General features: G+C 61.5%; 17 protein-coding genes, 1 tRNA gene and 2 pseudogenes. 6 read left to right on the forward strand and 14 right to left on the reverse strand.

Annotated elements, in window-relative coordinates:
• The first annotated feature begins 417 nt into the window (after positions 1-417).
• The 3 genes from MKK55_RS07540 to MKK55_RS07550 are packed head-to-tail and all read left to right on the forward strand — an operon-like array spanning position 418 to position 1,757.
• Positions 418-1,023, forward strand: coding sequence for a hypothetical protein (locus MKK55_RS07540; RefSeq protein WP_243934004.1), 606 nt, complete (start codon positions 418-420; stop codon positions 1,021-1,023).
• Between the two features lie 12 nt (positions 1,024-1,035).
• A complete protein-coding gene (locus MKK55_RS07545; protein WP_243934005.1) occupies positions 1,036-1,518 on the forward strand; it encodes a hypothetical protein in 483 nt (160 codons plus the stop codon).
• Complete coding sequence (locus tag MKK55_RS07550; protein WP_243934006.1) at positions 1,515-1,757, forward strand: hypothetical protein; 243 nt, start codon at positions 1,515-1,517, stop codon at positions 1,755-1,757. The genes MKK55_RS07545 and MKK55_RS07550 overlap by 4 nt, the downstream gene beginning before the upstream one ends.
• Positions 1,758-1,892: 135 nt before the next feature.
• Here MKK55_RS07550 and MKK55_RS07555 read toward each other — a convergent pair whose 3' ends face one another.
• The 12 genes and pseudogenes from MKK55_RS07555 to MKK55_RS29305 form a co-directional block, all read right to left on the reverse strand.
• Positions 1,893-2,570: a hypothetical protein gene (locus MKK55_RS07555; RefSeq protein ID WP_243934007.1), complete on the reverse strand. Its 678-nt coding sequence runs from the start codon at positions 2,568-2,570 to the stop codon at positions 1,893-1,895.
• A 1-nt stretch (position 2,571) separates the two neighbouring features.
• The gene (locus MKK55_RS07560; RefSeq protein WP_243934008.1) at positions 2,572-3,537 is read right to left on the reverse strand and encodes a hypothetical protein; all 966 of its coding nucleotides are present in this window, start codon (positions 3,535-3,537) and stop codon (positions 2,572-2,574) included.
• 151 nt (positions 3,538-3,688) lie between these two features.
• Complete coding sequence (locus MKK55_RS07565; RefSeq protein WP_243934009.1) at positions 3,689-4,693, reverse strand: hypothetical protein; 1,005 nt, start codon at positions 4,691-4,693, stop codon at positions 3,689-3,691.
• Between the two features lie 251 nt (positions 4,694-4,944).
• Positions 4,945-5,265 (reverse strand): PsiF family protein, encoded by a 321-nt coding sequence (locus tag MKK55_RS07570; RefSeq protein WP_243934010.1) that lies wholly within the window; start codon positions 5,263-5,265, stop codon positions 4,945-4,947.
• Positions 5,266-5,412: 147 nt separating this feature from the next.
• Positions 5,413-5,489, reverse strand: a tRNA-Arg gene (locus tag MKK55_RS07575).
• A 240-nt stretch (positions 5,490-5,729) separates the two neighbouring features.
• The gene (locus MKK55_RS07580) at positions 5,730-6,302 is read right to left on the reverse strand and encodes a hypothetical protein (RefSeq protein ID WP_243934011.1); all 573 of its coding nucleotides are present in this window, start codon (positions 6,300-6,302) and stop codon (positions 5,730-5,732) included.
• 314 nt (positions 6,303-6,616) lie between these two features.
• Positions 6,617-8,683, reverse strand: coding sequence for a 3'-5' exonuclease (locus MKK55_RS07585; RefSeq protein ID WP_243934013.1), 2,067 nt, complete (start codon positions 8,681-8,683; stop codon positions 6,617-6,619).
• On the reverse strand, positions 8,683-9,570 hold the full coding sequence (locus MKK55_RS07590) for an HNH endonuclease (RefSeq protein WP_243934015.1): 888 nt from the start codon (positions 9,568-9,570) through the stop codon (positions 8,683-8,685). The genes MKK55_RS07585 and MKK55_RS07590 overlap by 1 nt, the downstream gene beginning before the upstream one ends.
• A gap of 14 nt (positions 9,571-9,584) precedes the next feature.
• A complete protein-coding gene (locus MKK55_RS07595) occupies positions 9,585-12,524 on the reverse strand; it encodes a site-specific DNA-methyltransferase (RefSeq protein ID WP_243934017.1) in 2,940 nt (979 codons plus the stop codon).
• Positions 12,524-13,504 (reverse strand): PGN_0703 family putative restriction endonuclease, encoded by a 981-nt coding sequence (locus MKK55_RS07600; RefSeq protein WP_243934020.1) that lies wholly within the window; start codon positions 13,502-13,504, stop codon positions 12,524-12,526. The genes MKK55_RS07595 and MKK55_RS07600 overlap by 1 nt, the downstream gene beginning before the upstream one ends.
• Positions 13,501-13,887: a hypothetical protein gene (locus MKK55_RS07605; RefSeq protein WP_409566031.1), complete on the reverse strand. Its 387-nt coding sequence runs from the start codon at positions 13,885-13,887 to the stop codon at positions 13,501-13,503. Before MKK55_RS07605 ends, MKK55_RS07600 begins: the two co-directional genes overlap by 4 nt.
• 65 nt (positions 13,888-13,952) lie before the next feature.
• Positions 13,953-15,296 (reverse strand): annotated as a pseudogene (locus tag MKK55_RS29305) (DEAD/DEAH box helicase family protein); the annotation flags it as partial.
• Between the two features lie 522 nt (positions 15,297-15,818).
• Between MKK55_RS29305 and MKK55_RS07620 the strand changes: the two are divergent.
• Together MKK55_RS07620 and MKK55_RS07625 are read left to right on the forward strand one after the other, a co-directional pair.
• On the forward strand, positions 15,819-16,193 hold the full coding sequence (locus MKK55_RS07620) for a hypothetical protein (RefSeq protein ID WP_243934026.1): 375 nt from the start codon (positions 15,819-15,821) through the stop codon (positions 16,191-16,193).
• 176 nt (positions 16,194-16,369) lie between these two features.
• Positions 16,370-17,398, forward strand: coding sequence for a hypothetical protein (locus MKK55_RS07625; RefSeq protein WP_243934027.1), 1,029 nt, complete (start codon positions 16,370-16,372; stop codon positions 17,396-17,398).
• Between the two features lie 322 nt (positions 17,399-17,720).
• Here MKK55_RS07625 and MKK55_RS07630 read toward each other — a convergent pair whose 3' ends face one another.
• Both MKK55_RS07630 and MKK55_RS07635 read right to left on the reverse strand, forming a co-directional pair.
• The gene (locus MKK55_RS07630; RefSeq protein ID WP_243934028.1) at positions 17,721-18,704 is read right to left on the reverse strand and encodes a site-specific integrase; all 984 of its coding nucleotides are present in this window, start codon (positions 18,702-18,704) and stop codon (positions 17,721-17,723) included.
• A 654-nt stretch (positions 18,705-19,358) separates the two neighbouring features.
• Entirely contained in the window at positions 19,359-19,781 is a 423-nt protein-coding gene (locus MKK55_RS07635; RefSeq protein WP_243934029.1) for a hypothetical protein, read from the reverse strand.
• Positions 19,782-19,998: 217 nt separating this feature from the next.
• Between MKK55_RS07635 and MKK55_RS07640 the strand changes: the two are divergent.
• Positions 19,999-20,610 (forward strand): annotated as a pseudogene (locus MKK55_RS07640) (Y-family DNA polymerase); the annotation flags it as partial.
• Between the last annotated feature and the right edge of the window lie 110 nt (positions 20,611-20,720).

The following is a 20,720-nucleotide window of genomic DNA, read 5'->3' on the forward strand; positions in this document are numbered from 1 at the left end:
AGCGTCATAGATATCTCCAAAAGCTTCGAGACCCGAGGATCGTGTGGTCGCGGGGCCGGGGCCGATCGCGTCACACCTTGTTTTGCGGCCCGCTTTTTGGTGCGGGCTCATCGGGCCCGCTTTTGCGATGCCCCCAGTGCCAAAACACTGTGTGCCAGCCGATCTTCTCGATCAACGTTGAATCTTGGTGTGCGGTGCGGTGCTGTGGGAATGTTGCATCGACGCAACGCTTTGGTTAGCTGGCGAGCAATCAGGCCAAAAAGGCCTCAGGGAGCACGTCAACGCGACAGTATATCATGGATGATCGACCTCATGGGGCAGCCGCGAGGCGTGTGACCTCTTTTGCCCCGCCTTAAAGAAGACGAGTGATCGGGGCGATGATCGCCCCCTGCGGATAACAATGGCGCGAAGATCGGCGTGCGCGACCGCTTCGACCAGGCGATCGACGCGGTGCCCGAGCACGCCGAGGCCACGCGCAACTTCGCAGCGGCGAGCGTGCCGCTTCGCCCCTCCGAGAACTCGGCGCTGGCCAAGGTCATCGAGCGCGACGAGTTCGGCCGGCAGTTCACGCTGCCGCCGGAGCGCTCGGCGCCGACGATCAAGGCGGGCGGCTCGACGTCCGTGCGGATCTTCAACGCCGTTGCGCCGGCCGAGGCCCGCACCGGCTTCGAGAACTACCTCGGCACGAAGCTCCTCGATGCGGCGACGGACGCGCGCGGCACGGTCTCGGGCGACGCGCTGGCGTTCGGCATCCGCGACCGGTCGGACATCCTCGACAAGGTGCCCGGCCTGCGGCGGCGTCTACAGGCGGTCCGCGAAGCCGACGAGGCCCTCGCTCCGCAGCGGCAGGGCGCGATCGGCGAGTTGTCACGCGCCGGCTCGACGGAGGCCGCGAGCGGTATGTTGCTGCCGTCCAAGCCCCGGGTCGGAGGCGAACGCGAACTCGTCGACCTCATCATGCGGACGGCGCGCGAGGAACCGCAGTGGACGGCGCAGCTCGTGCGGCAGCGGCTCGCCGACTAGGCTGATACCAGCATGGGCCGGCTCGTCGGCGGCGAAGCGCAGGGCGGCGGGGCGAAGTTCGCCAAGGACATTGCCGGCACGGAACAGCAGGCGTGGAACCTCGACGCGGTGCTGCGCGCCCTGCCGGACAGCCCGGCGGCGCCGGTGGCGGTCGACGACCTCATGCAGATCCTGCGCGCCACGGGCACCCGGAAGCCGCAGGGGAGCCCAACCGACTTCAACGCTCAGTACCGGGCGGAGATCGGCGGGGAGACGCTGCTGCAGCAGGGGCTCTCGACGCTGAAGACTCAGGGGCGGACGCTGCTGACGAATGCCGGGGACGCCTCGAAACGTGCCTACCTCGGGCGCAATAACGCGGCGCTCGCGGACATCCTGTCGGCGCCGGACAGCGTCCAGCAGATCCGCGCCATCGCGCCGCGCCGGGCCGAGACGCCGTTCGCCGACGCCTTCATGCGGATGGCAGTCCAGGCTCCGGCCGCGGGGCGTGCGCGGTGACCTACACGTTGCATCGCCTCGCCGCTGGCAGCTACGATCTCGTCCTCGACGGCGTGATCGTCCGCAGCGTGGTCCGGGAAGTCTCGGCCGATGGCGGGCATCGCGCCTGGCACGCCGAGCTGCTCGATCACTTGCCGCCGGACCGGCGCCCAAGCCCCTTCCTGGAGATCGAGCACGCCTTTCCGACGCTGGATGCGGCGACGGTGTGGCTCGGCGGCGCGACGGTCCTGAACGCCTAACGCCGGGGTAGAATTCCCGCCTCGGACAGAGCCCCCATTTCAACGTTGATCACCATGTAGCAGCCAATGGTGATGGCGATTGGACTGGAGGTAGGCACGAATTTAACGCGTTAAAAGTTATAGTCTGGCAAAGCGCTATGTTGCAACGTGTTCCAAGGATTTTCGTAGGTCATCAATAATAGGCTCGGAGCCGCCACCCGTTATGACGCAGCCCGCGCTGTTAGATAGAGAAATTGTCCGGCGGTCACGGCCAGAAATCTTAAACTGCACCTTTTCTATATCGTGCGGATTGTGTGCGAGAAAGTCTGCGACGTACGATTTTACATCCTCTCTTCCTCGGACGATTGCTCTTGCCTTCACACTTTGGCCTAGGTTTATATTACCCACCTGCATTGCATCGATGAAGCCGTGGTACCCGCCAATTTCCTGAAAACGAGCGAGCCAGCTCAGCACGTTGATATTGAGGTTCGACAGCGTAAGTTCATTGCGCGACAATTCTGCCAGTCTGTAGGCCAGCGCATTTGATCCCTTCGTCGAACCCAAGAGCTCGAGGCCAGGTGAGAGTGTTGTAAGCCTAAACCGCCACTGCCGATATTCTATCCTGTCAAACTCAACCGCACCGCCAAATGGGTCAGTAACTGTCTGATGAACGTCGATCTTTTCCACAAAACGAGCTTCAATTTCATTGTCCCGAGCACGGTCAAGAACGAAGCCGTCTGTAGCCTCCGGCATGAATGCCGTCTGCTGAATTTTTTTGGCCATCTCACGCATTGAGGCGGACCATTTAGCACGATACCATTTGTGACGGCTCATACTAAACCCTTTTAGGCTGGGTAGCTGATTTAGCCTTATTGTCTCGAATTTTCTTCAATTCACCCCTTGCTGTTTCTTCTATTAGTTTGAGAAGGCCAATTTTACGAAGTTCAGGAACGGTTAGCATCGTCTTGCCGTGATCGCCGCCTTCGCGCCTTGGGGAATACCTTACAGCGTACCGAAAATTTGTACCTTGAATTCCATCCTCGAAAGATATTTCAAATTGCACTAAATCACGAGGATCCGCAAATTGATCTGCCCTCCAAGTGATAGAGGTAAGAAAAAAGCCATTTGTCAGAAGATTTTTGTATTCTTCCGTAAGCGTTAGATTTTGTCCCCGCATTGACACACTATTTACTACCGAGAGCATGCTAGCTCTTGCTGCTTCTGTTTCCTGGTCATCATTATCGTCGTCAAAACCGAGTTCAGACGGGTCCTCATTCCATTTAGCCACCCGAACGTCAGTGATAGTGCGAACTCTATACCCCGGCATATTGCTGAGAATATTCATGAAAAAAGCGGTCCTATCAGCCTCGGACGTAAGGTCGCTTACTGTTAGCGCATCAATGGGTATGTCTGCTCTTCGAGCGGCTGAAATGAAGTTCTTTATCTCTTCTAATACATTTCGGGCTTTATCGGTTGCTGGAAACCTAACTCTTGTTATTGCATCGCTTGTATCAAAAACAAAATCAGCATGCTTTTTTTGTCTTTGTATAAGCCTCGTTCTTGAATAATCGATTTCATCGTACTCTAGGTTCATATTAACTCTAGATGCGGTGCTAATAGGGGTGGAGACTTTCTCAGATAGCCCTACTGAATTCTGGTAAGCTTCGATCGCAGATTTAATTTCAGCAGACGTTAAAGCCAAATCAATATCAATGAACGCTGTGCGATCTGAGTTGCGAACATACTCGCCCTTTTGTATCAGCCCGGCGACATCATGGAAATCATGCGGCAGGCTGGCCAAGTAAGACGCCAGCTCGTTCCGATTAGAAAGGGGAGAGCAATATATTCTTCGGTCAGCCAAAAGTTCTAGAAGAACATTTACGCTCATCCTTTTAGGAGAAGCCATGATAAGGTCATAAATCTCCTTATCGGTAGCAATCAGTTGAGTAGTGTTATGTCCTATCATATTCCATGCCTAACACCACGGATGAATATTGCGTAACGACTTGAGTCATTGTTTTGAGTTTAATGCGCTTGATTATCTTAGCGAGCGGCTCGTCGGCATCGATGCCGAGAGTATCACTAATGTAAGCTGAGATTGCCTTACTAAAGAGGTGCGACGCGGCAGTATTTGCTGAAGTTACTTGTATCTGAACGTAAATCGAACTGTCGAGAAGTTGGTAGTGACGTAGATAATCAATAACGTAGATAAATTCCTGAATACTAGTTGCAGTTCTTTTATAAAAAAGCACATAGCCTTTGGTGTATTCAGGGGTGGGAAAATCGTACTCTAATATAATCCACGGAGAGGTGAGCATCTCCAGGGTCGCCGCCTTTGCTATATCTGGGCGAATGTTTTTGCGCATAGTAAGTTGAGGGTAATAATAACGGCATCTGTCTTGTGTGGGAAGTGAGTGAGTTCCATCATCACCCCGCATCAACCTTATATTTGATCTAACGGTATCTAGCCAAAGTATATCGTCTGGTCCAAATATAAACAGGCGCGATCCTGGTGTTACGCTAATACCATCTGCACTTGCGCCTCTCATAAGTTTCGTAAAGTTTCCATCGTATTGGGTATCATGATTATAAACAAATAAGAGGCCGACGATATTTATGTTAACGTTCCCGTGTGTATATTTTGTCTGCCATTCTTCGCTTATCTCGGCGCACTCGATCTGCTTAACAAGGCTGAGCGTCGCCTTTTTTACAGCGGTACTCTTCACCGAGCTTTTTCCAAAACTTTTTAAGTCGCAATGGATATAGGTGCGCGTTTGTGAATATGGCTCGTCATACCAAAATACAACATCCGCAGGATGCGTTGCATGGCCATGTTCCTCGGACTTTTCGCAAGGCCAATCTTGATTAGTGGGCCCTTCTTTCTGCCAGAAAAACTCTCTAAACAGTTCGTCGGATAGTTTTTCTGCTATTTCTCCCACATGGACTGACTCAGCCATAAATTAAAACCTTCAATTGGATATTTTGTGATCTGCCGAATTTGTTGCCGTATGATAATTTTCTTTCATTATAGAAATATCCTTATTATCTACACAGCGAAGATAATATTTTTGCCTGTCATCTTGATGGTTGAACTCGAAGAGAGCCGGGGTTATTGTCTAGGTACGGGCATATGGGGGTGGACGCCGACCATGTAGCAGTGGTGGTGCGCTCCCCTTTGCCGTCGAACGAAGGGCCCCCGAACCTGTGTTCAGCCCTTCAGACAGGTGCTCATAAAGCTCTTCCGCTCGGCGCCCTTCAGGCTTTTGGCCGAGGCATCGACGTTGCAGCTTTTCATCTTCGCCTGCTGCGGCGTCAGCTCCTTCGCCGGCGCTGCAGCCTTGCCGGCGAGGCAGTCGGACATGAAGCCCTTGCGCGCGCTGCCGGCGAGTTTCTGAGAGCCGGCGTCGGCGTTGCAGCTCTTCATTCGATCGCGCTGGGCGGCCTGTGCAACGGACGGTGCCGGCGTCTGCGCGACGGCCGGGACTACGAGACTGAGAACGATCGGCAGGATGAGGGCGAGCGAGCGCATCGGCAGGGTGCTCCTGGACAAGTTGTCCGACGGTAGCAGGGCCGTGCGAAGCCTACGAGCGAACGACCGACGCGATCCACAAGAGCAGCTATGTGGGCCAACTGTGTGAGCCGGACCAATCTGGAGGCGCTAAGTCATTGAGAAAATTGGCGCACCCGACACGATTCGAACGTGTGACCTTTGCCTTCGGAGGGCAACGCTCTATCCAGCTGAGCTACGGGTGCTGACCGTGCCGATTTCCTAGCCGATGCCGCTGCGCGGCGCAACGGGGCTGTCGCGGGGTTCGGCCGCGTCGTGTGGCGTCGTCATCGCTCAAAGGAATGATGCGGGCTCCTGGGGCGGAGGTCACACGTTCGAATCGTGTCGAGCGCGCCCCAGGGACGGCGCTGTCGTCGCTGGGAGCCGGCGATGGGGCAGCAGATGCGGCGCGAGTGCGGCGCTCGTTGTGTGCCGCGCTTGCGCCGTCAGTAGCCCTCGACGAACAGCGCCAGCCCGACACCCCAGCTCGTCCATCGACCGTCGAGGCGGGTCGACCCAGGCATTCGACCGTATCGTTCGGGCGCCGCGTTCAAGGCTTCGCACAGTTCACCCACGATGCGTGATCCCGTTCGCTGCGCCTTCCACTGCTGCGCAAGTGTGTTAGCAAAGGCCCAGCCGTCAGTCAGTTTCAAGCCGACCCGTTCGCCACCCCGCCCGCGGATCTGCCTCAGGTCGGCTTTGAACTGAGACGTCATCGACGCCGGAAGCTGCGCTTCGGCCGCATCGACGAGCCTTCGGAAGGCGTTGGCGACGCGGCTGTCCCAGATCACCTGGGGATGGCCGGCGGTGTGAGCGTCGTGGTCGAGATGCGCCGTCGCGAACGCAGCAACCTTCGTCCAGCCACTGCTCCACGGCGCCTCCGCGGCTGACTGCGTGAGAGTAACTCCAGCGGCGTGGAGGGCCGCTGCGAAGACAGCCTGGACCTGGCAGGCTGCTATCTGAGCTTGGCTTCCAGCGCGTCCCCAAGCGAACACGCGGCTCGTCAGGTTGACAGCCAAGCGCTGCTCTTCAGCATTCCAAGAGGGGCGCTCGCTCAGGGCTTGAGCGAGATCGAAACTATCGCAGAGGATGGGCCTCAAGCGCGCTGATAGCTCTTGGTATCCATCACCCTTCCATTGATAGGCGAGCACACGGTCGGCCCACGGTGAAACGGCCGAAGCGACCGGGCGAGGGCGCCAGACGTTGCCTCTCCGGACTTTCGAGAGTGTCGCCCGAGGGGGCAGCCAGGCTGAGAGCGCCGCCGCCAAGACGTGCGCATAATTTCGGGAGCAAGCCGGTTCTGCGCCGTCGGGCATCGTTCTTTCCTTGAATGTCAGCCGAGATCATCGAGAAACTCAGAGGTCGGCCGCACTCCGGTAATCAGCAGGCGGTCGCGGGCGCGCGTGCAGGCCACGTAGAGAAGGTGCCGCTCCGTCTCGAACACTTCGTCGAGTTCGGCCTCCTCGGTGACCGTATCGATGCGCTCCTGCAGGGGCAGAACCTCGCTGTCGCAGGCGAGCACGACCACCGCTTTGAACTCGAGACCCTTGGCGAGGTGCATGGTGCCGACGATCACGCTATCCCCCGCCGCACTCGGTGCGTCGCCCGGCTCGACGGGCACGAAACCGGCAGCCCGAGCAACGGTGCGAGCGCGATCAAGCTGCGCGCGGCTGCGCACGAACAGGCCGATCTCCTCGGGCAGGACGCCTTCTGCTCGGGCCGCTTCGAGGAAGCGGAGAATCGCCTCACGCTCGGCCGTCTCGTCGTCCAGCTTCATCACCTGGGGCTGCGGCCCGTCGAAGACTGAAAGCGTGCCTTTCCGCGCCTCCTCGCGCCCGTCCATGTCGTGGACGGCTCCGGGCAGGAGACGATCGGCGGCCTCGCGGATCTGGTGGGAGGTGCGGTAGTTCACCTTGAGCGTGGTCGAACGGCCACGCACGTCGACGCCGAGCGCTTTCCACGAGAACGGCGGCTGGAAGATGCGCTGGCCGAGATCGCCCGCGAAGAACAGGCGGTCCTCACCTTCGGGTGCGAGCGCGCGAAGAAGGCGCAGCTCCGGCACGCCGAGATCCTGGGCCTCGTCCACGACGATGTAGCTGAAGGGTTTGGTCGCCTGCGCGTCGTAGTGCGCGGCTAGCCCACCGAAGACCTGCGCCCAGGTGACGAGCCCTTGGCTCGCGAGGCGGGCGCGGGCCGCGGTAAAGATAGACCATAGGGCGGCGCGCTGCTTGGCACCGAGCCGGCTGCGGCGGCCAGGACGCGGCGTGTCGGCGTAAGTCGCCTCGTCCGCGACCTGCCACGCATCGATGACGTGGCGGAACTCGCTCGTCAGGAAGCGCTCGGACCAGACGGCGGTCCCGCCCGTGGCCTGCACCAGGGCAGCCTGGATCTGTGTCAACGTCGCGATGCGGGGGCGGCGCGCGTGGACGAGCTGGTGCAGTTCCTCGGCCAGCCCGTCCCAGGGCGCGACGGTGATGCGCCCGCGCGCGCCCGGCTCGGCGGCGATCAGGAGATCGACCTTGCGCTGGAGCGCGTCCGCCAGCGGCTTCGAGAAGGTGGTGAGCAGCACCCGCGCCTGGGAATCAGACCGGGCGAGGCGAACGGCACGGTGCAATGCGACAACGGTCTTGCCGGTCCCGGCCGAGCCCGCGACGCGCGCTGGCCCGCTGTAGGTCCGCGCGATCACCCCGGCCTGCGATGGGTGCAGGAACACCGACCAGCGCTCCCACGGCGCGTCGAGGGCGGCGCGCAGCGCGTCGAGATTCTCGATGACGCGGAAGCGGCGCTGCGCGTCCGGATGCGCGAAAGGGTCGGCGACCTCGACCGGCGCGGGCTTCGGCAGGCGCCCCGTCGCGGCGTAGTCGAGCAGCCCCTCGGCGGCCTCCGCCGGCAGATGCGGCGCGAGGTCGAAGAAGCGGGATTCGGTCGCCGCGCGCACCGGCTCGATCCAGTCCTCGGGCAACCCGATCGACAGCAGATCCTCGTCAGAGAGGGCCGCGAAGAGGGCCGGCTCCGGGGCGGGCCGCTCGGGCGCCGGCGGCCTGAACAGGGTCGGAGCGCTCTCCTCGACGCGCGCGCGCGACTCGACGATCTGCACGGCACCGGTGCGCGGATGCGCCTCGATTCGTCGCCGCTCGGCCCAGGCACAGGCCTTGTCGTGGTGATCGACGTAGGCGAGCAGCAGGCTCGCAGCCGTCTTGTGGACGATGATGCGGATGTCGCGGTTGACCCGCACCGACCAGAAGTTCGGGTCCCGCGACGCCTCGATCCGGTGGAACTGCAAGCCCGGCCCCGCAGGGTCGAGCTGCATGTCGAAGGCCGAGGTCTTTACCGCCTTCTGCTCCTGCGTGGGCAGACGGGCCAGCGCGGCGGTAAAAGTGTCGGCGATGCGAAAATCCATCAATCGGTCCCCGCGGCCATCTCGGCCCTTCTCCGATGCCATTCCAGCAGCCGGCTATCTGGACAGCACCTACCCGTCGGCAGCATCAGTTCGACCCCAGTGAACGCGCCGTAGGCCCCCCCGGCCAGCTTTCCGATCATCTCTACCCGTGCAATACTGTCATAGAGGCGTATCGCAAGCAGCCCACGGTCGAACAGCCTGTGCAGGTCGCTGCGCAAGGCGATCCCGTTGCTGACATCGTTCGTTTTCGGGCCGAGATACGGATAGATGTGCGCCGCGTCCAAGACGACGTCGATGTCGGTGCCGGTGATTGCGCACTTGCCCGACCAAGCGTTGAGAACTGCCTTTCGGAATTGTGCGGCCCCCTCTCGGATCACACGTTCCGATTCGACCCTTCGTCGCTCATCGATTACGAAGTCGGGATCGAAGCGCGCCTGAATTTCAGGGGCGATACTACGCAGGTCGAGCGTAGACGATAGCAGGCGACCGGCCGCGGAACGGACCAGGATTTCATCGATGAGCCTGTCACGGATCGGCAGGTAAAGTTCGAGAAGCTTCCTGCCGGGAGTTACCGATACGATCTTGCCGTCGGGCCCGCAATCGAAGGTGAGGTCTGCGCGGTTGCGGTTCAGCAGGAACTTGAGGCACCCCGCATCAAGCGACCTGACGGTGCCGTCCGCTGTCCTGAAGGCGTAGGGGACCGCGTCCTCGAGGGCCCAGTAGATAGCGGCGAGATATCTCTCGAAGAAATCCGTCCGCGCCGTTTTGCCGATTCCTCGATCGCGCAGCTCCTCGGGCGTGTAGAGTTTCGGGTTCTGGCCGCGCGAGAACGGGTGACTCCCAACAAATTCTGGGAGCGTGATCGGGAGAAGAGGGTAGTCGGTCATCGGTGGAGTTTGCCTTACACCCCATACACCTTCATCACCTCGTCCCCGAAGTGATTGATGACCTTCACCGCAATCCGCCCCGTCACGGGCCGCGCGAAGGGCCGGCTCGTCGCCCGGTAGAGGGTTGCCCAGGCGGCTTCGTCGATCTCGGCCTTCAGCGCGGTCTTGAGCGACTTGTAGGGGTCGTTGGCGCCAAGGAAGTAGGCGTGGCGGACGAAGAAGCTCTCCTCGTCGTAGTCGGTGTCGATGAACCACGCGGCGATGCCGGAGGTGTCGTCTGAGCGCACCTCGCCGGTGTTGGGATCGAACACGTCGATGCCCTTCACCTCCACCTCCATCCGGTCGCCGTCGAGGCGGCGGATATCGATGTCGGGCTCGCCGAAGACCACGAACAGGTTGCCCTTGCCCGTGGTCTTGAGGTCGTCGGCCATGTGTAAATCGGGGTTCATCTTGGCCTGCTGGATCGGCAGCGGCCCGAGCCGGGTCAGTTCGCTCGCATGCGCGTCGTAGGCGAAGGCGCAGGCCACCAGCACGTCGAAGCGCGCATCCGCCGCCTCGCGGGCGGCGGCGACGAGGTCGGGGCGCGATAGCGTGCCGAATTCGGGGCCGATCAGGATGGCGGCGCGGCGCTCGAGGCCGGGCTCGTCCGTGCTGCCGCCCTCAACGAAGCGCCCCTCGGCGCCGATGAAGCGTCCGGGCCAGGGCTGGAGCAGGGTGAAACGCACCCGGTCGGCGCGGTCGCGGCCCTGCACGCCGGCGGCCGACAGATTCTCCAGCACCATCGTGGAAAAGTCCTGCGTCGGCGTGCCGGCCTTGGTCCGCTCGCGGCGCCCGTCGAGCGCGTCGAACTCGTCGTCGAGATCGAGGCTGTCCGATGGGATGATGCGGTGGGGCGACAGACTCTCGACCGTGAACGGGCCGGCGACCCGGACCTTGCCGGAGTCCGTGTAGGGCCGGTCGTAGAGCATCTCCACGTCGGCGGCGCGCGCGATCGAGGCGTCGATCTCGCGCTGCCGTGCGATCCGCGCCTCCCACCACGCGGCATGGCCTAAGCGCGCCGGCTCCGGCCAGCCGGCCCCGGCCTCCCGCGGGATCTGCCACTCCTCCCACGTCTGCCCAAGGGCCGCGTTCAGTTCGCCGCGCAGGGGCTCCAGCTTCTGCTGAAATTTCTCCCAGATCACGTCGATCTCGGCGTTGTTGGCGATCGATTTGAGGGTGACGTGCGGCGCGCGCTCACAGACGAAGCCCTGGCGGATATCGCCGTAGGCCGCGCTCTGCGGCTGCGGACGGCCCGACACCGCCTGTTCCTTCGCCCGGCCCTCGGGGCTGTCGGCGAGCAGGTAATAGGGATAGCGCGCGCTCATCAGACGCGTGCGGGCGAGCGCCAGGGCGACGCGGCTCGTGTCGATGGTGATCCAGCGCCGGCCCCACTGCTCGGCGACCGTGGCGGTGGTGCCGGAGCCGCAGGTGGGATCGAGGACGAGGTCACCGGGATCGGTGGCCATCAGGATGCAGCGTTGAACGACCTGAGACCCTGTCTGAACTACATAGACTTTCTCTTCGCCCCAACCTCGTGCAGCTGTATCAAGCCACATATTGGAGTATGGCGATACAGGAAAATCACCCAGAAAGCGGACATATCGAATTGTCCGCCCCTGGCGAATAAACCTGTTTGCTTTTTTGAGTCGATCGACGCCAATTGGCCCGGTCTTCCAGTAACCCTTAGAAGGTCCCGCGGTTACTCCTTCAAATTCGATTGGAAAATCTCCAGGCGGGCGATTACTGGTAAAATTGTCCGGAATGAAAAAAGCGGATCCGATCGGCAACAACGATTCATCTTTGCTCTCGACGCTTGTTGCGCGCCTCCGAATTCCGTCCGGTAAATGAACCCAAGAATATTCTCCGGATCCTGTGCCGCCCCGTTCTTTTTGAAAATACGATCGTCTGAATTTTACACCTGTCAAATCTTTGGCATACCAAACCACATAATCGCATACAGATGCCAGGACATCAGATGTTTGCCCACCAGTTTTGGCAAAGGGTATTTGTGTGACGATATTGGACGCTCCAAATACTTCGTCCATCACCGCGCGCACGCGATGCACATTCTCGTCGCCAATTTGCACAAAGATCGATCCACTGTCATGCAAAAGCTCTCTTGCGATAACAAGGCGGTCGCGCAGATAAGTTAGATAAGAATGAATGCCCTCTTTCCACGTGTCTCTGAAGGCCTTAACTTGCTCCGGCTCGCGAGATATATCAGTCTGCTTACCGTCTTGAACTTTCGGGGACTGCGTCGAGACCTGCCAATTCGAGTTGAACTTGATGCCGTAGGGCGGGTCGAAGTAGATGCATTGCACTTGCCCCTTCATCCCCTCGCGCTGCGCCAGCGAGGCCATGACTTGGAGCGAGTCGCCCAGGATCATCCGGTTCGACCAGTGCTGATCGTGCTGGTAGAACTCGGTGCGCGCCTCCGGGTCGAGGCCGTTGAAATCCGAGAACAGGTCGGGCGTCTCATCCTCCGGTGGGCGGCTGCCGGCGCGGCGCAGGTCGTCGATGATCGCCCTCGGGTGAATCTTTTCCTGGATGTAGAGGGGCGGCGCCTGGACGATCAGGTCGGACCAATCCTGCTGGTCCTTGCCGCGCCAGACGAGTTGCGCGTCGCCGATCGCCGTCTCGCCGGTCTCGACCAGCGCGCGCACCTGCTCGGGGGTGAGGCGGATGCGGGCGCCGTTCCAGACGATCTGCGGGTCGAGGTCGGCGTCGCGCGGGCGGGTCTCGCCCTCGGTCAGCGGCCGGGCGCGGGGGTAGACACCGGGCTCGAAGCCGGTGATCGCCTCCTCGGCCTCGGCGAAGCTCTGCAACTCGGCGGTGGGGATGTTCCTGCGCGCCGCGTCGTCGTGGGTGAGGGTCTCGACGGACTTGGTCGCGGCTGCTTTCGGGCCTCGGGCCATCAGTTCACGGGTCCTTGCGCGGCGTTGGGGGCGTGATCGAGAAAACGGTAGCGGTCGCGCAGGTAGGCGGCCCACTCGGCGGTGGCGGCGTTCGGCGAGCGGAGCAGAGGGCCGAAGAGGGTCTCGGTCGCACGGCTCACGAAGGCTTCGGGCTCCGTCAGCACGGAGCGGAACGCCGCGAAGGCGCTCGTCCCGTGCGGGCGCAGGGCCGGCGCCGTGACGGCCTGGAGCACGCCATTGCCGCCGGGGGCGATGTGGAGGACGCGCACGCGGGCCGCATCCCCCTCACCCGCGGCCTGCATGCGGACGGCGAGCATCTGCTGGCGTAGCAACTGGTAGAACGGCTCGTAGAAGAAGTCGGGAAGGGCGAGACCGAGATCGGACCGCACCGGCCCGGCAGGGGCGAAGGCGAGATTCTGGTAGCGCTTGGTCCGGGTCGGGTTGCCGGCCGGTGGGATCGGGGCACCGTATGCCTCGGTGTATTTCCACTCGACCAGCAGGGTCTCGCTCCGGCCCCGGTGCCGGAAGCGCAGGATCGCGTCGGCGCTTGTCGCGTTCGCCCCGCGGGTCCGGACGGCGCCCTCGTTCAGGTAATCGCACGCGCCGACCCACTCGAAGCCGACGAACCACGGGCGTCCCTCCGGCCCGTCCTCGACGGGAAGCATCTCCGGCGCGTCGATGCCGAGCGCTGCGGCGACGAGACGGGAGAGGACCTCGGGATGCTCGGCCAACGGCATCAGGAAGTTGAGGCAGCTCACCTGCGACGAGAGGCCGTGATTCCTGTGCTGGTGCCACGTGATGCCGTAGCGTTTAAAATACGCGGGCGCCGACGCGCGGATCGCGGGCGCGAGGTTGAACGTCCACTGGTCCGGCTGGAGTCGGTAGGCGGCCCCGGCGTAGCCGACATGATCCGGCACCACCGCGGCGAGATGCGCCCCTTGAGCCAGACGCTCGGCGACGTCGAAGCGCGACGCCGTCATGCGGCGGCACTCACCGAGGTCAGTTCATCGACGAGTCGGCCGAACGTCTCCTCGATCGCGAACACCTCGCGGAACTCGAAGAACGCCCAGCGGCCGTGGCCGGCGAGTGCGTTGACGCCCGGCACCCAGGACACGGCCATCGTCTCCGCCTTGAGCTGCGCGTCGGTGCCGCGATAGCCCTTGGTCTCCAGAACGAGGGTGAGCGGCTCGGGTGTCCCGACGTCGAGGCGGACGAGGAAGTCCGGCAGGTAGCGGCGCGGCACGGCGCCGTCGCGGTAGGGCACCTCGAAGCCGAGGCCCTGGTTCTTCACGTAGGCGAGCACCCGCGGGTGCGCCTCCAGCACGCGGGCGAGTTCGGCTTCCCAGTCGGAATCGAGCACCACGTGGCTGACGTGGCACTTGCGAGGGTCGCTCTCCCAGACCGGCTTAGAGGTGGTAAGACGTGAGAGAGCGGATCGAGCGTGCCAGCCTTGCCTGCGCCCTTCTTCGGCATTGCCTTGCCGATGTGCTCCCAGAGCTCGCGATAAATGGGCACTTCGCCGCTTGCAGCGTTATCGGCAATCGGCACGCGCGGCAGCTTGACGATGCCGCACTCGATGGCGTCGATCAGCGAGAAGTCGCTGACCGTCCATGGGAACAGGGTGCCCTCGAGGTAGCCAGAGCCGCGTAGGAAGAAAGGCGTCGCCGACAAGTCGTATACTGCGCGCACGCCGACCTTTCGCTTCAGCGCCTCGATCCCGGAGATCCAGAGCCTCGCGGCCTCGGCGTTACGCTTGGCCTCCTCGCGGTCCTCGGCGGCGACAGGGTTCTCGTCCGCTCCGTCCGGCTTCTCGCGATAACAGTGGTGCGCCTCGTCGTTGACCACCACGAGGTTTTTGATCGGCAGCAGCTCCCGGCAGACGCGTTGAAGCATTGCGCCCTCGGACTCGATTGTATCGATCGGAGCGTGGCGACCTTGGAGGAGCGAGCGCCCAACCTTCGAGACCTCAAGCGTCTCGCGGCGCTTGAACGCGTGGTAGTTCGTCAGCACGATCTTCGCCTGCCCCAGGTCATGGAGCATGTCGGTCGGCACCAGTTCTCGCTTGCTATAATAAGCATCAGGATCGCCTGGCATCAGAACGCGTAGGCGGTCTCGGATCGTGATACCCGGCGTCACGAGTAGGAAGCCGCGGGTGAAATGCTTAGTGTTCGGGCTCCGCACGGCGTTGAGGGTCTGCCACGCGATCAGCATCGCCATGACCGTCGTCTTGCCGGCGCCGGTCGCCATCTTGAGGGCGAGGCGTGGCAGACCGGGGTTCGCGCCCTCGTTGGCCCCCTCAATATGCCGGATCAGGTGGGCATATTGGCGCTGTCGTCCGGCAACCTCGGTGAGCCAGATCGCGGTCTCAACTGCCTCGACCTGGCAGAAGAACGGCCGTGGGCCGTGCCAGCCGTGATCGCGACGCCAATGCTAAAGTAGCCTTTGGGTCGTCGGTGTGACGCTCCAGTCGGCCGGGTTGCTGAGAGCGCGCCAGGATGCCACGTGCCCGCGGATCTCGTTGATGATTGGCGTCGGATTGTAAGCCTGCTCAGCCGAGGATAGGCCGGCGTCATCGCCGAGACCGAGGGTTGCCTGCTTGCCCTTGCCGCTCTGCTTCTTGGATTTCGGGACCGGTGTGATCAGGGACGAGCGTCGGCGACCCTGTGCCGGCTCTTGGTTGAGCGGCTGCCCCTCGCTGTCCAAGGCATGATGCCTCGTGGGCACCTCGTAGGGCGAATTGAGGATCGGTCGTTCGAAGAACGGCGTCGCCATTCAGCCCTCCCTGCTGGCAACCTCAGCGCGATTTTGCGCAACGATAGCCATCATGAGCTGTTCTTGCGAGCGAACAGACAAGCGTGCGGCTCGGAGCGCCGAGACCGTGATCATTCTGCAACTTCTGGCCACTGCTGCGGAGGCCATAGAGCTGAGGCTGCTTTACAAAAGCCCATCAACGAGGTGCGACCGAGTGGCCGGAGCAGGTCGTCGATGACGTTAGGACGACGCGACTCTTTGAAGTCATCGATGAGCTCAACCGGAGCGCCGTGGCGGAGTTGCCGGTTGAATCTTGTGGTGGTCGCCTGTCGAGGCTCTGCGATTTCACCGACCAGCCGAACCGCCCAATGCTCGACATCGAGCGCTCAGATCAGCGAACCGAATCGGTTCCGGGATCAACAAAATCAATGACTTATCAAAAATTTTGTTTTTCGACGAAAACGCCGCCCCCAACTCGCTATAGGCTTTGTGCCGCGCTCCTCCGAGCGTTGGCTCGCTTAAACCGAGCACCAGAGCAAGCAAATGAAGAAGACTTCACGCACGAGCATCGAGAGCATCCTCGTGATTGAACAGGTATTCGCCGACCTCAAGCTTAGCTGGGAACAGGAGATGATGCGTCTCGCATTGGCTGCGTATTATCGCCAGGGCGGAATAGAGTTCCCCGATCCCGATTGTTCGAGGATTGCAAAGGTCCGCGGCACTTACTACGCCTACATCGGCAACAAGGTCGGGAAGCTGGCCGTTTATCGAATCCGGGGTGAGCGGAGCTTCGCTTGTCAGGCTAAGTCATGGCCAAAGGCGATTGCAACGCCTAGCGTCCGGGAGAGTCCTACGACGTCGAATCTTGCCGTCTCTGTCGATCATTTCTTGCTGTCCCTAAGTGACACCAAGCACTGATCTCGCAGGCCGCAGATCTTAACGCCTAGCTGGACCGCCAGTCTACGAACTTCCTAGCGGCTTCGAACCTCGTCGCTCGAAAAATCGACCGCCATTATGCGAAACGCCGCTCGCTGGTCGCTATAACGACTTCAGCACGGTGCCGCGCTCTCAAATCCCTTAGAAGGAACCCACAGATGACCCATTCGTCTGGCAGCACCCCCATGCGTATTTTCGACCAGCTCGATCCAGTAGTGCTTCATCAGCGCGCAGGACTTATTCTCGAAGCCGCCTCACATATGTCACCCCTGTGCTGGGCTGCAGAGCGCGTTCTCGCGAATTTCAAGTGGTTTGACTATCGGTTCCTCTCGCCGGTCCAGGCAACGGAACTCTTTGTCGAAGAATATATCCACGTATATCGCCAGAAGTGGGCGCAGAATTTCGATACTGTTGCGGCAACCAAAAAGCGCGCTACTGCTGCTGGCGGCCTCTTTCATAGCCGCAAGGAATTCAGCGAGTTTTGGAACGCTCGTGCGCACGCTGACCTACTGGGCGTTTCTTACAAGCTCTACATCTCGACCGCGATGGAGACCGCGCTTCGTCGGGCTAAGCAGCAGCGCCTGTTGAGGGCCGGGCAGATGCGTCGGGCGGACTGCGTGGTGGCTATTGAAAAGCGGTCGGAGGAGGAACTTAACGGCGCCTGCTGGTTCTCCGAGTTTCCACACTATCGCATGGAGAACGATCACGCCCTGCCGGACCAGATCGCCCATCAGGAGCATATTGCTCGTGCGGCTCGGAAGCGGACTAACGGTCCCATCGCGATCGGTATGGCCATCGACAATGCACGGGTCTTGTCGGTCGATAAGGCCACCGCTTTTTACGGAGCGGAGTTCGTCGCGACCGCTCGTGAGAGGTCTGCCGGCTTGGGAGCTGCGGCGCCGATCAAGGCACTCCCGGTCGAGCAGCTCATCCCGTCGTGTTTCGGTCTACCGGCTCCTCTGGATGCCGCGGCGCAGCGGTGCAATCGGTGCCCACTCGTCGCGCAGTGTCATCCAGTCACCGAACGTCTCCTCGAAGATGTAGCCGCCCGGTATGGCTCGACGAACCCTGTGCTTGAACACCGTAGGCGGTCCGGAAAGGATCGCGCACGCCGCTTCCGCGAGAACAAGCGCTTGGTAGCGGGGTCTGCTCATCCGGACGCGATTATCGAGATCGAGGCTGCATAAGCGACCGGGAGATCCCAGCCTTTGTGGGGCTCGGAGCCCTCCGGTGTCGGCCGGAGGGTTTCCCTCGCACGCCGTAACGCGTTCTATACTTTAGGCCTCTCAAAAATGGATCCAAAACAATGGAAAACGTTACGGGACGCCCGGCTTTCGCTTGGGTTTCACTTAATTTGAAGACCGGTCGATGATAATTATCCGGTCATTTTGAGTTGGTGTCCGGCTGCCAAGGACAGGCTCCAGCTTCTTGTGAGCCCATCAGGCACTCCCTACAAGCAGCTCCGATCGTTCTAGGACTTCGAAGCTGTGGCGAAAGAGCCACCTCGTCTCATCCAAGACGCGCTGCGAGATCGGCAGCCCTCAGGTGCGTGTAGCGCTGGAGCATGCGCAACTCCCGGTGCCCCGAGATCGACGCGACCTCGACGACGTTGAACCCCTTCTCGAATAGGCGAGACACCGCCTCGTGCCTGAGATCATGTAGGTGTAGATCAGATAGCCCCACACGTCGCGTCAGGCGCTCCCAGGCGAGTCTGACTGTGTTCGGGGCAGCTGAGAACACGGTCGCGTCCTCGCCCGTCCTGAGCTTCCTGAGCGTATCCACCGCGCGGGTAGAGAGCGGCACGTCCCGGTTCGTTCCGTTCTTCGTCATCGGAAGGTGCGCAACACGCCGATCGAGATCGACATGCTCCCATCGGAGCGCCAGCAGCTCGCCTCGGCGCATGCCAGTCTCAATAGCCAGCACGATCAGTGGGCGAAGATAGGGAGTGCGCCCCCTGTCTGCGGCAGTGAGTAGAAGCACCTCTTCGTTTCCCTCGAGGCGACGGGTGCGCCCCTTCGGCGGTGACGGGCGGCGCACGAGTTTGCATGGCTTCTGTGCGATGTGGATGTTCCACTCGCGACGAGCGGTGTCGATTGCATGCGAAATCGTGTTCAGCTCCCGGATCACGGTCGCTGCTGCCACCATCTTGAGGCGCTCGTCGCGGTAGGCAGCGAGATCTGCCGTCGAGAGCATGGTCATCGTGCGGAAGCAGATCGGGCGACGAAGGATCGCGTTGATCCGCGCCATTTCCGTAACGGCGCTGCGCTTTGTGGGCGAGACTTCATCCCGGTAGCGGGTCAGGAGCTCCGCGAGCGTCATGCTCTCAGCTGGTCGCATGTCGGGGAGCGCACCATTACGGTCTAGCTCAGCTTCCAAGCTGCGAGCCCAACGTTCTGCGTCGCTCTTTGCGTCGAAGGACTTCGAGCGCGGCTGCATCCCCTTGCGGCGGACAGCGGCTTGCCACCGTCCTCGAAGTTTTCTGATCGTCGCCATCGCAGCCGCGCTTCTCATGTGAGCGTTGCATTCAAGGACGCCGTGTCATGTCTATCAAGGATTTTCCCTGATCATTATCATGTCAATCAACGCCTTCAGACGAAGCACAGCGACAAGGATGATCGCGCGGAGCTAGAAAAAATAAGCAGCGCCAGCAAATTTACGGCAAGATTTTTCATATATCGAGAGCTCGGATCTTTTTTGATCCGCCACGCGGATCAGGCGTGGAGATGTATGATGGATCTCTCCTCCGTCGCCTGACGTCCCTGCCACAGCGCGATCCTCTGTGTGGACACCTCTCTCAGCTCTCACGCGCTTGTCACTCTCATGCGATCTGTGTGATCTGCCCGCCTAGGTCGATCTCTCGCTGGGGTCTCTTGGAGGGTCTTTTTCGCTCGATCGGGTCGATGTCCCAACGATGAGACATTTTCCGCAAATCCGTTCGCATTGACCGGATCGTGGGACAGCGATGAGACATCCATAGGACATCCAGGTGACATGCGGCTCCCGGAATGTCTCATCGGAGGATGGTTCGCATTGGCTCCCGGATGGACATCCAGGTGACATCGAGAGGACACGGATTTCTCACATGAGACGTGGCCTGTAGGCCTGCTGGATCGTAGGCCTGGCCTCGGCCTGAACGGACCTGTGGCCTCATTCCAGCCAGTAGAAGTCCGGGTGGACCGTCACGTCCGCGTAGGAGCTGACCCGCTCCGCGTAGAAGCACTTGTCCTCCCACGGCTTGATGGCGATCGGCATCCCCTTGAAGCGCACGCACTCGAACCGGCCGATCCGCTTCTCGACCATGACGACGGTCCCCTTCTTGAGAGGGATGCAGAGATTGCCGCCGTTGCGGGGATCGTTGGGGTCGGTGTGCGCCTGGTAGTAGGCGCGGGCCTCGGCCTTCTGGAGCGGCGTCTTGGCGAGGAGGATCTTGCCGGCCAGCTCGTCGTGGGTCGAGATGTTCTGGCAGCTGGGCTGCGTCCGCTTGATGGTGTGCGGGCCGGGGTTCTCGGCCCACTTCTCGGGTGGGGCTGCCTGGGCGGCTACCGTGGTCAGGATGAGGGCTGCAAGCATGTTCTTCATGCTCGCTGCTTATTGCAGAGCGGCAGCGGCGCATGTGGCGCCGATACAGCCTTGCGCGATCGGCTTTAGGTCCCCAGCGGCGCTCTGGTCGGCGATTACCTAGCACTTCACCAAAACTCTTCGACGTCACATGGCGCCCAGACGCATCGTAGACCTCCACCCTCCAAGCTGAACAATCGCGCCGCGCGCCAACCAGCATTAAGTTCAACGCGACCTGCGCGCGACGGTGCGCGCCTGGACGGGCATTCCGACCTGCGTCGGCATCGGCCCGACGAAGACGCTGGCCGAGCCCGCGCCAACCACATCGCCAGGCGCATCGCACCGCTCGACGGCGTCTGCGACCTTACAGACCCGGAGGCCTATGACCACTGACTCTGCCGCATTCCGGTGGCTGAGGTTTGAGAGATCGGCCGGGCCTCGCTCGCCAAGCTCGAAGCCATGGGCGTCGACAGCGTGGCCAATCTCGCCGACCTCGACCCGCGCCCGGTGCGCAAGGCGCTGACGGTGGTGGGCGAGCGCATCATCCACGAGCTGCGCGGGATGTCCTGCCTGCCGCTCGGCGCGCTGCCGGCCAAGCGCAAGGGCTGCGCGGTGACCCGCTCATTTTCAACCCGGATCGAGGACCGCACCACATTGGAGGAGGCGGTCTTGGCGCACGCGACGCGGCTCGGGGAGAAGCTCCGGCGCGAAGGCCGCGGCACGAACCACGTCTCGGTGTTCTACCATACGAGCGAGCACGACCGCGGCGCGCCGATGCGTTCAGTCACCACCGTAACGCTGCCGAAGGCGACAAACATCACGCTGGCGCTTATCCCTTCGGGCAGACCCTCAGCTGCCCGCATCGCCGGCTCGAAAGGGCAAAACTGCTCCCGATGCAGCTGGAAGCTGATGCCGTCAGGCTACGGCTTCAGCAACCTTGTCGAAGATGTT

This window comes from Methylobacterium sp. J-059 (assembly GCF_022829485.1).
In the GTDB taxonomy this organism is placed as follows: domain Bacteria; phylum Pseudomonadota; class Alphaproteobacteria; order Rhizobiales; family Beijerinckiaceae; genus Methylobacterium.

Excerpts from the sequence above, each read along its gene's own strand:
- MKK55_RS07545 (WP_243934005.1), top strand. The coding sequence starts at position 1,036 with ATGGGCCGGCTCGTCGGCGGCGAAGCGCAGGGCGGCGGGGCGAAGTTC.
- MKK55_RS07555 (WP_243934007.1), bottom strand. The coding sequence starts at position 2,570 with ATGAGCCGTCACAAATGGTATCGTGCTAAATGGTCCGCCTCAATGCGT.
- MKK55_RS07565 (WP_243934009.1), bottom strand. The coding sequence starts at position 4,693 with ATGGCTGAGTCAGTCCATGTGGGAGAAATAGCAGAAAAACTATCCGAC.
- MKK55_RS07570 (WP_243934010.1), bottom strand. The coding sequence starts at position 5,265 with ATGCGCTCGCTCGCCCTCATCCTGCCGATCGTTCTCAGTCTCGTAGTC.
- MKK55_RS07585 (WP_243934013.1), bottom strand. The coding sequence starts at position 8,683 with ATGGATTTTCGCATCGCCGACACTTTTACCGCCGCGCTGGCCCGTCTG.
- MKK55_RS07590 (WP_243934015.1), bottom strand. The coding sequence starts at position 9,570 with ATGACCGACTACCCTCTTCTCCCGATCACGCTCCCAGAATTTGTTGGG.
- MKK55_RS07595 (WP_243934017.1), bottom strand. The coding sequence starts at position 12,524 with ATGGCCCGAGGCCCGAAAGCAGCCGCGACCAAGTCCGTCGAGACCCTC.
- MKK55_RS07600 (WP_243934020.1), bottom strand. The coding sequence starts at position 13,504 with ATGACGGCGTCGCGCTTCGACGTCGCCGAGCGTCTGGCTCAAGGGGCG.
- MKK55_RS07620 (WP_243934026.1), top strand. The coding sequence starts at position 15,819 with ATGAAGAAGACTTCACGCACGAGCATCGAGAGCATCCTCGTGATTGAA.
- MKK55_RS07625 (WP_243934027.1), top strand. The coding sequence starts at position 16,370 with ATGACCCATTCGTCTGGCAGCACCCCCATGCGTATTTTCGACCAGCTC.
- MKK55_RS07630 (WP_243934028.1), bottom strand. The coding sequence starts at position 18,704 with ATGGCGACGATCAGAAAACTTCGAGGACGGTGGCAAGCCGCTGTCCGC.
- MKK55_RS07635 (WP_243934029.1), bottom strand. The coding sequence starts at position 19,781 with ATGCTTGCAGCCCTCATCCTGACCACGGTAGCCGCCCAGGCAGCCCCA.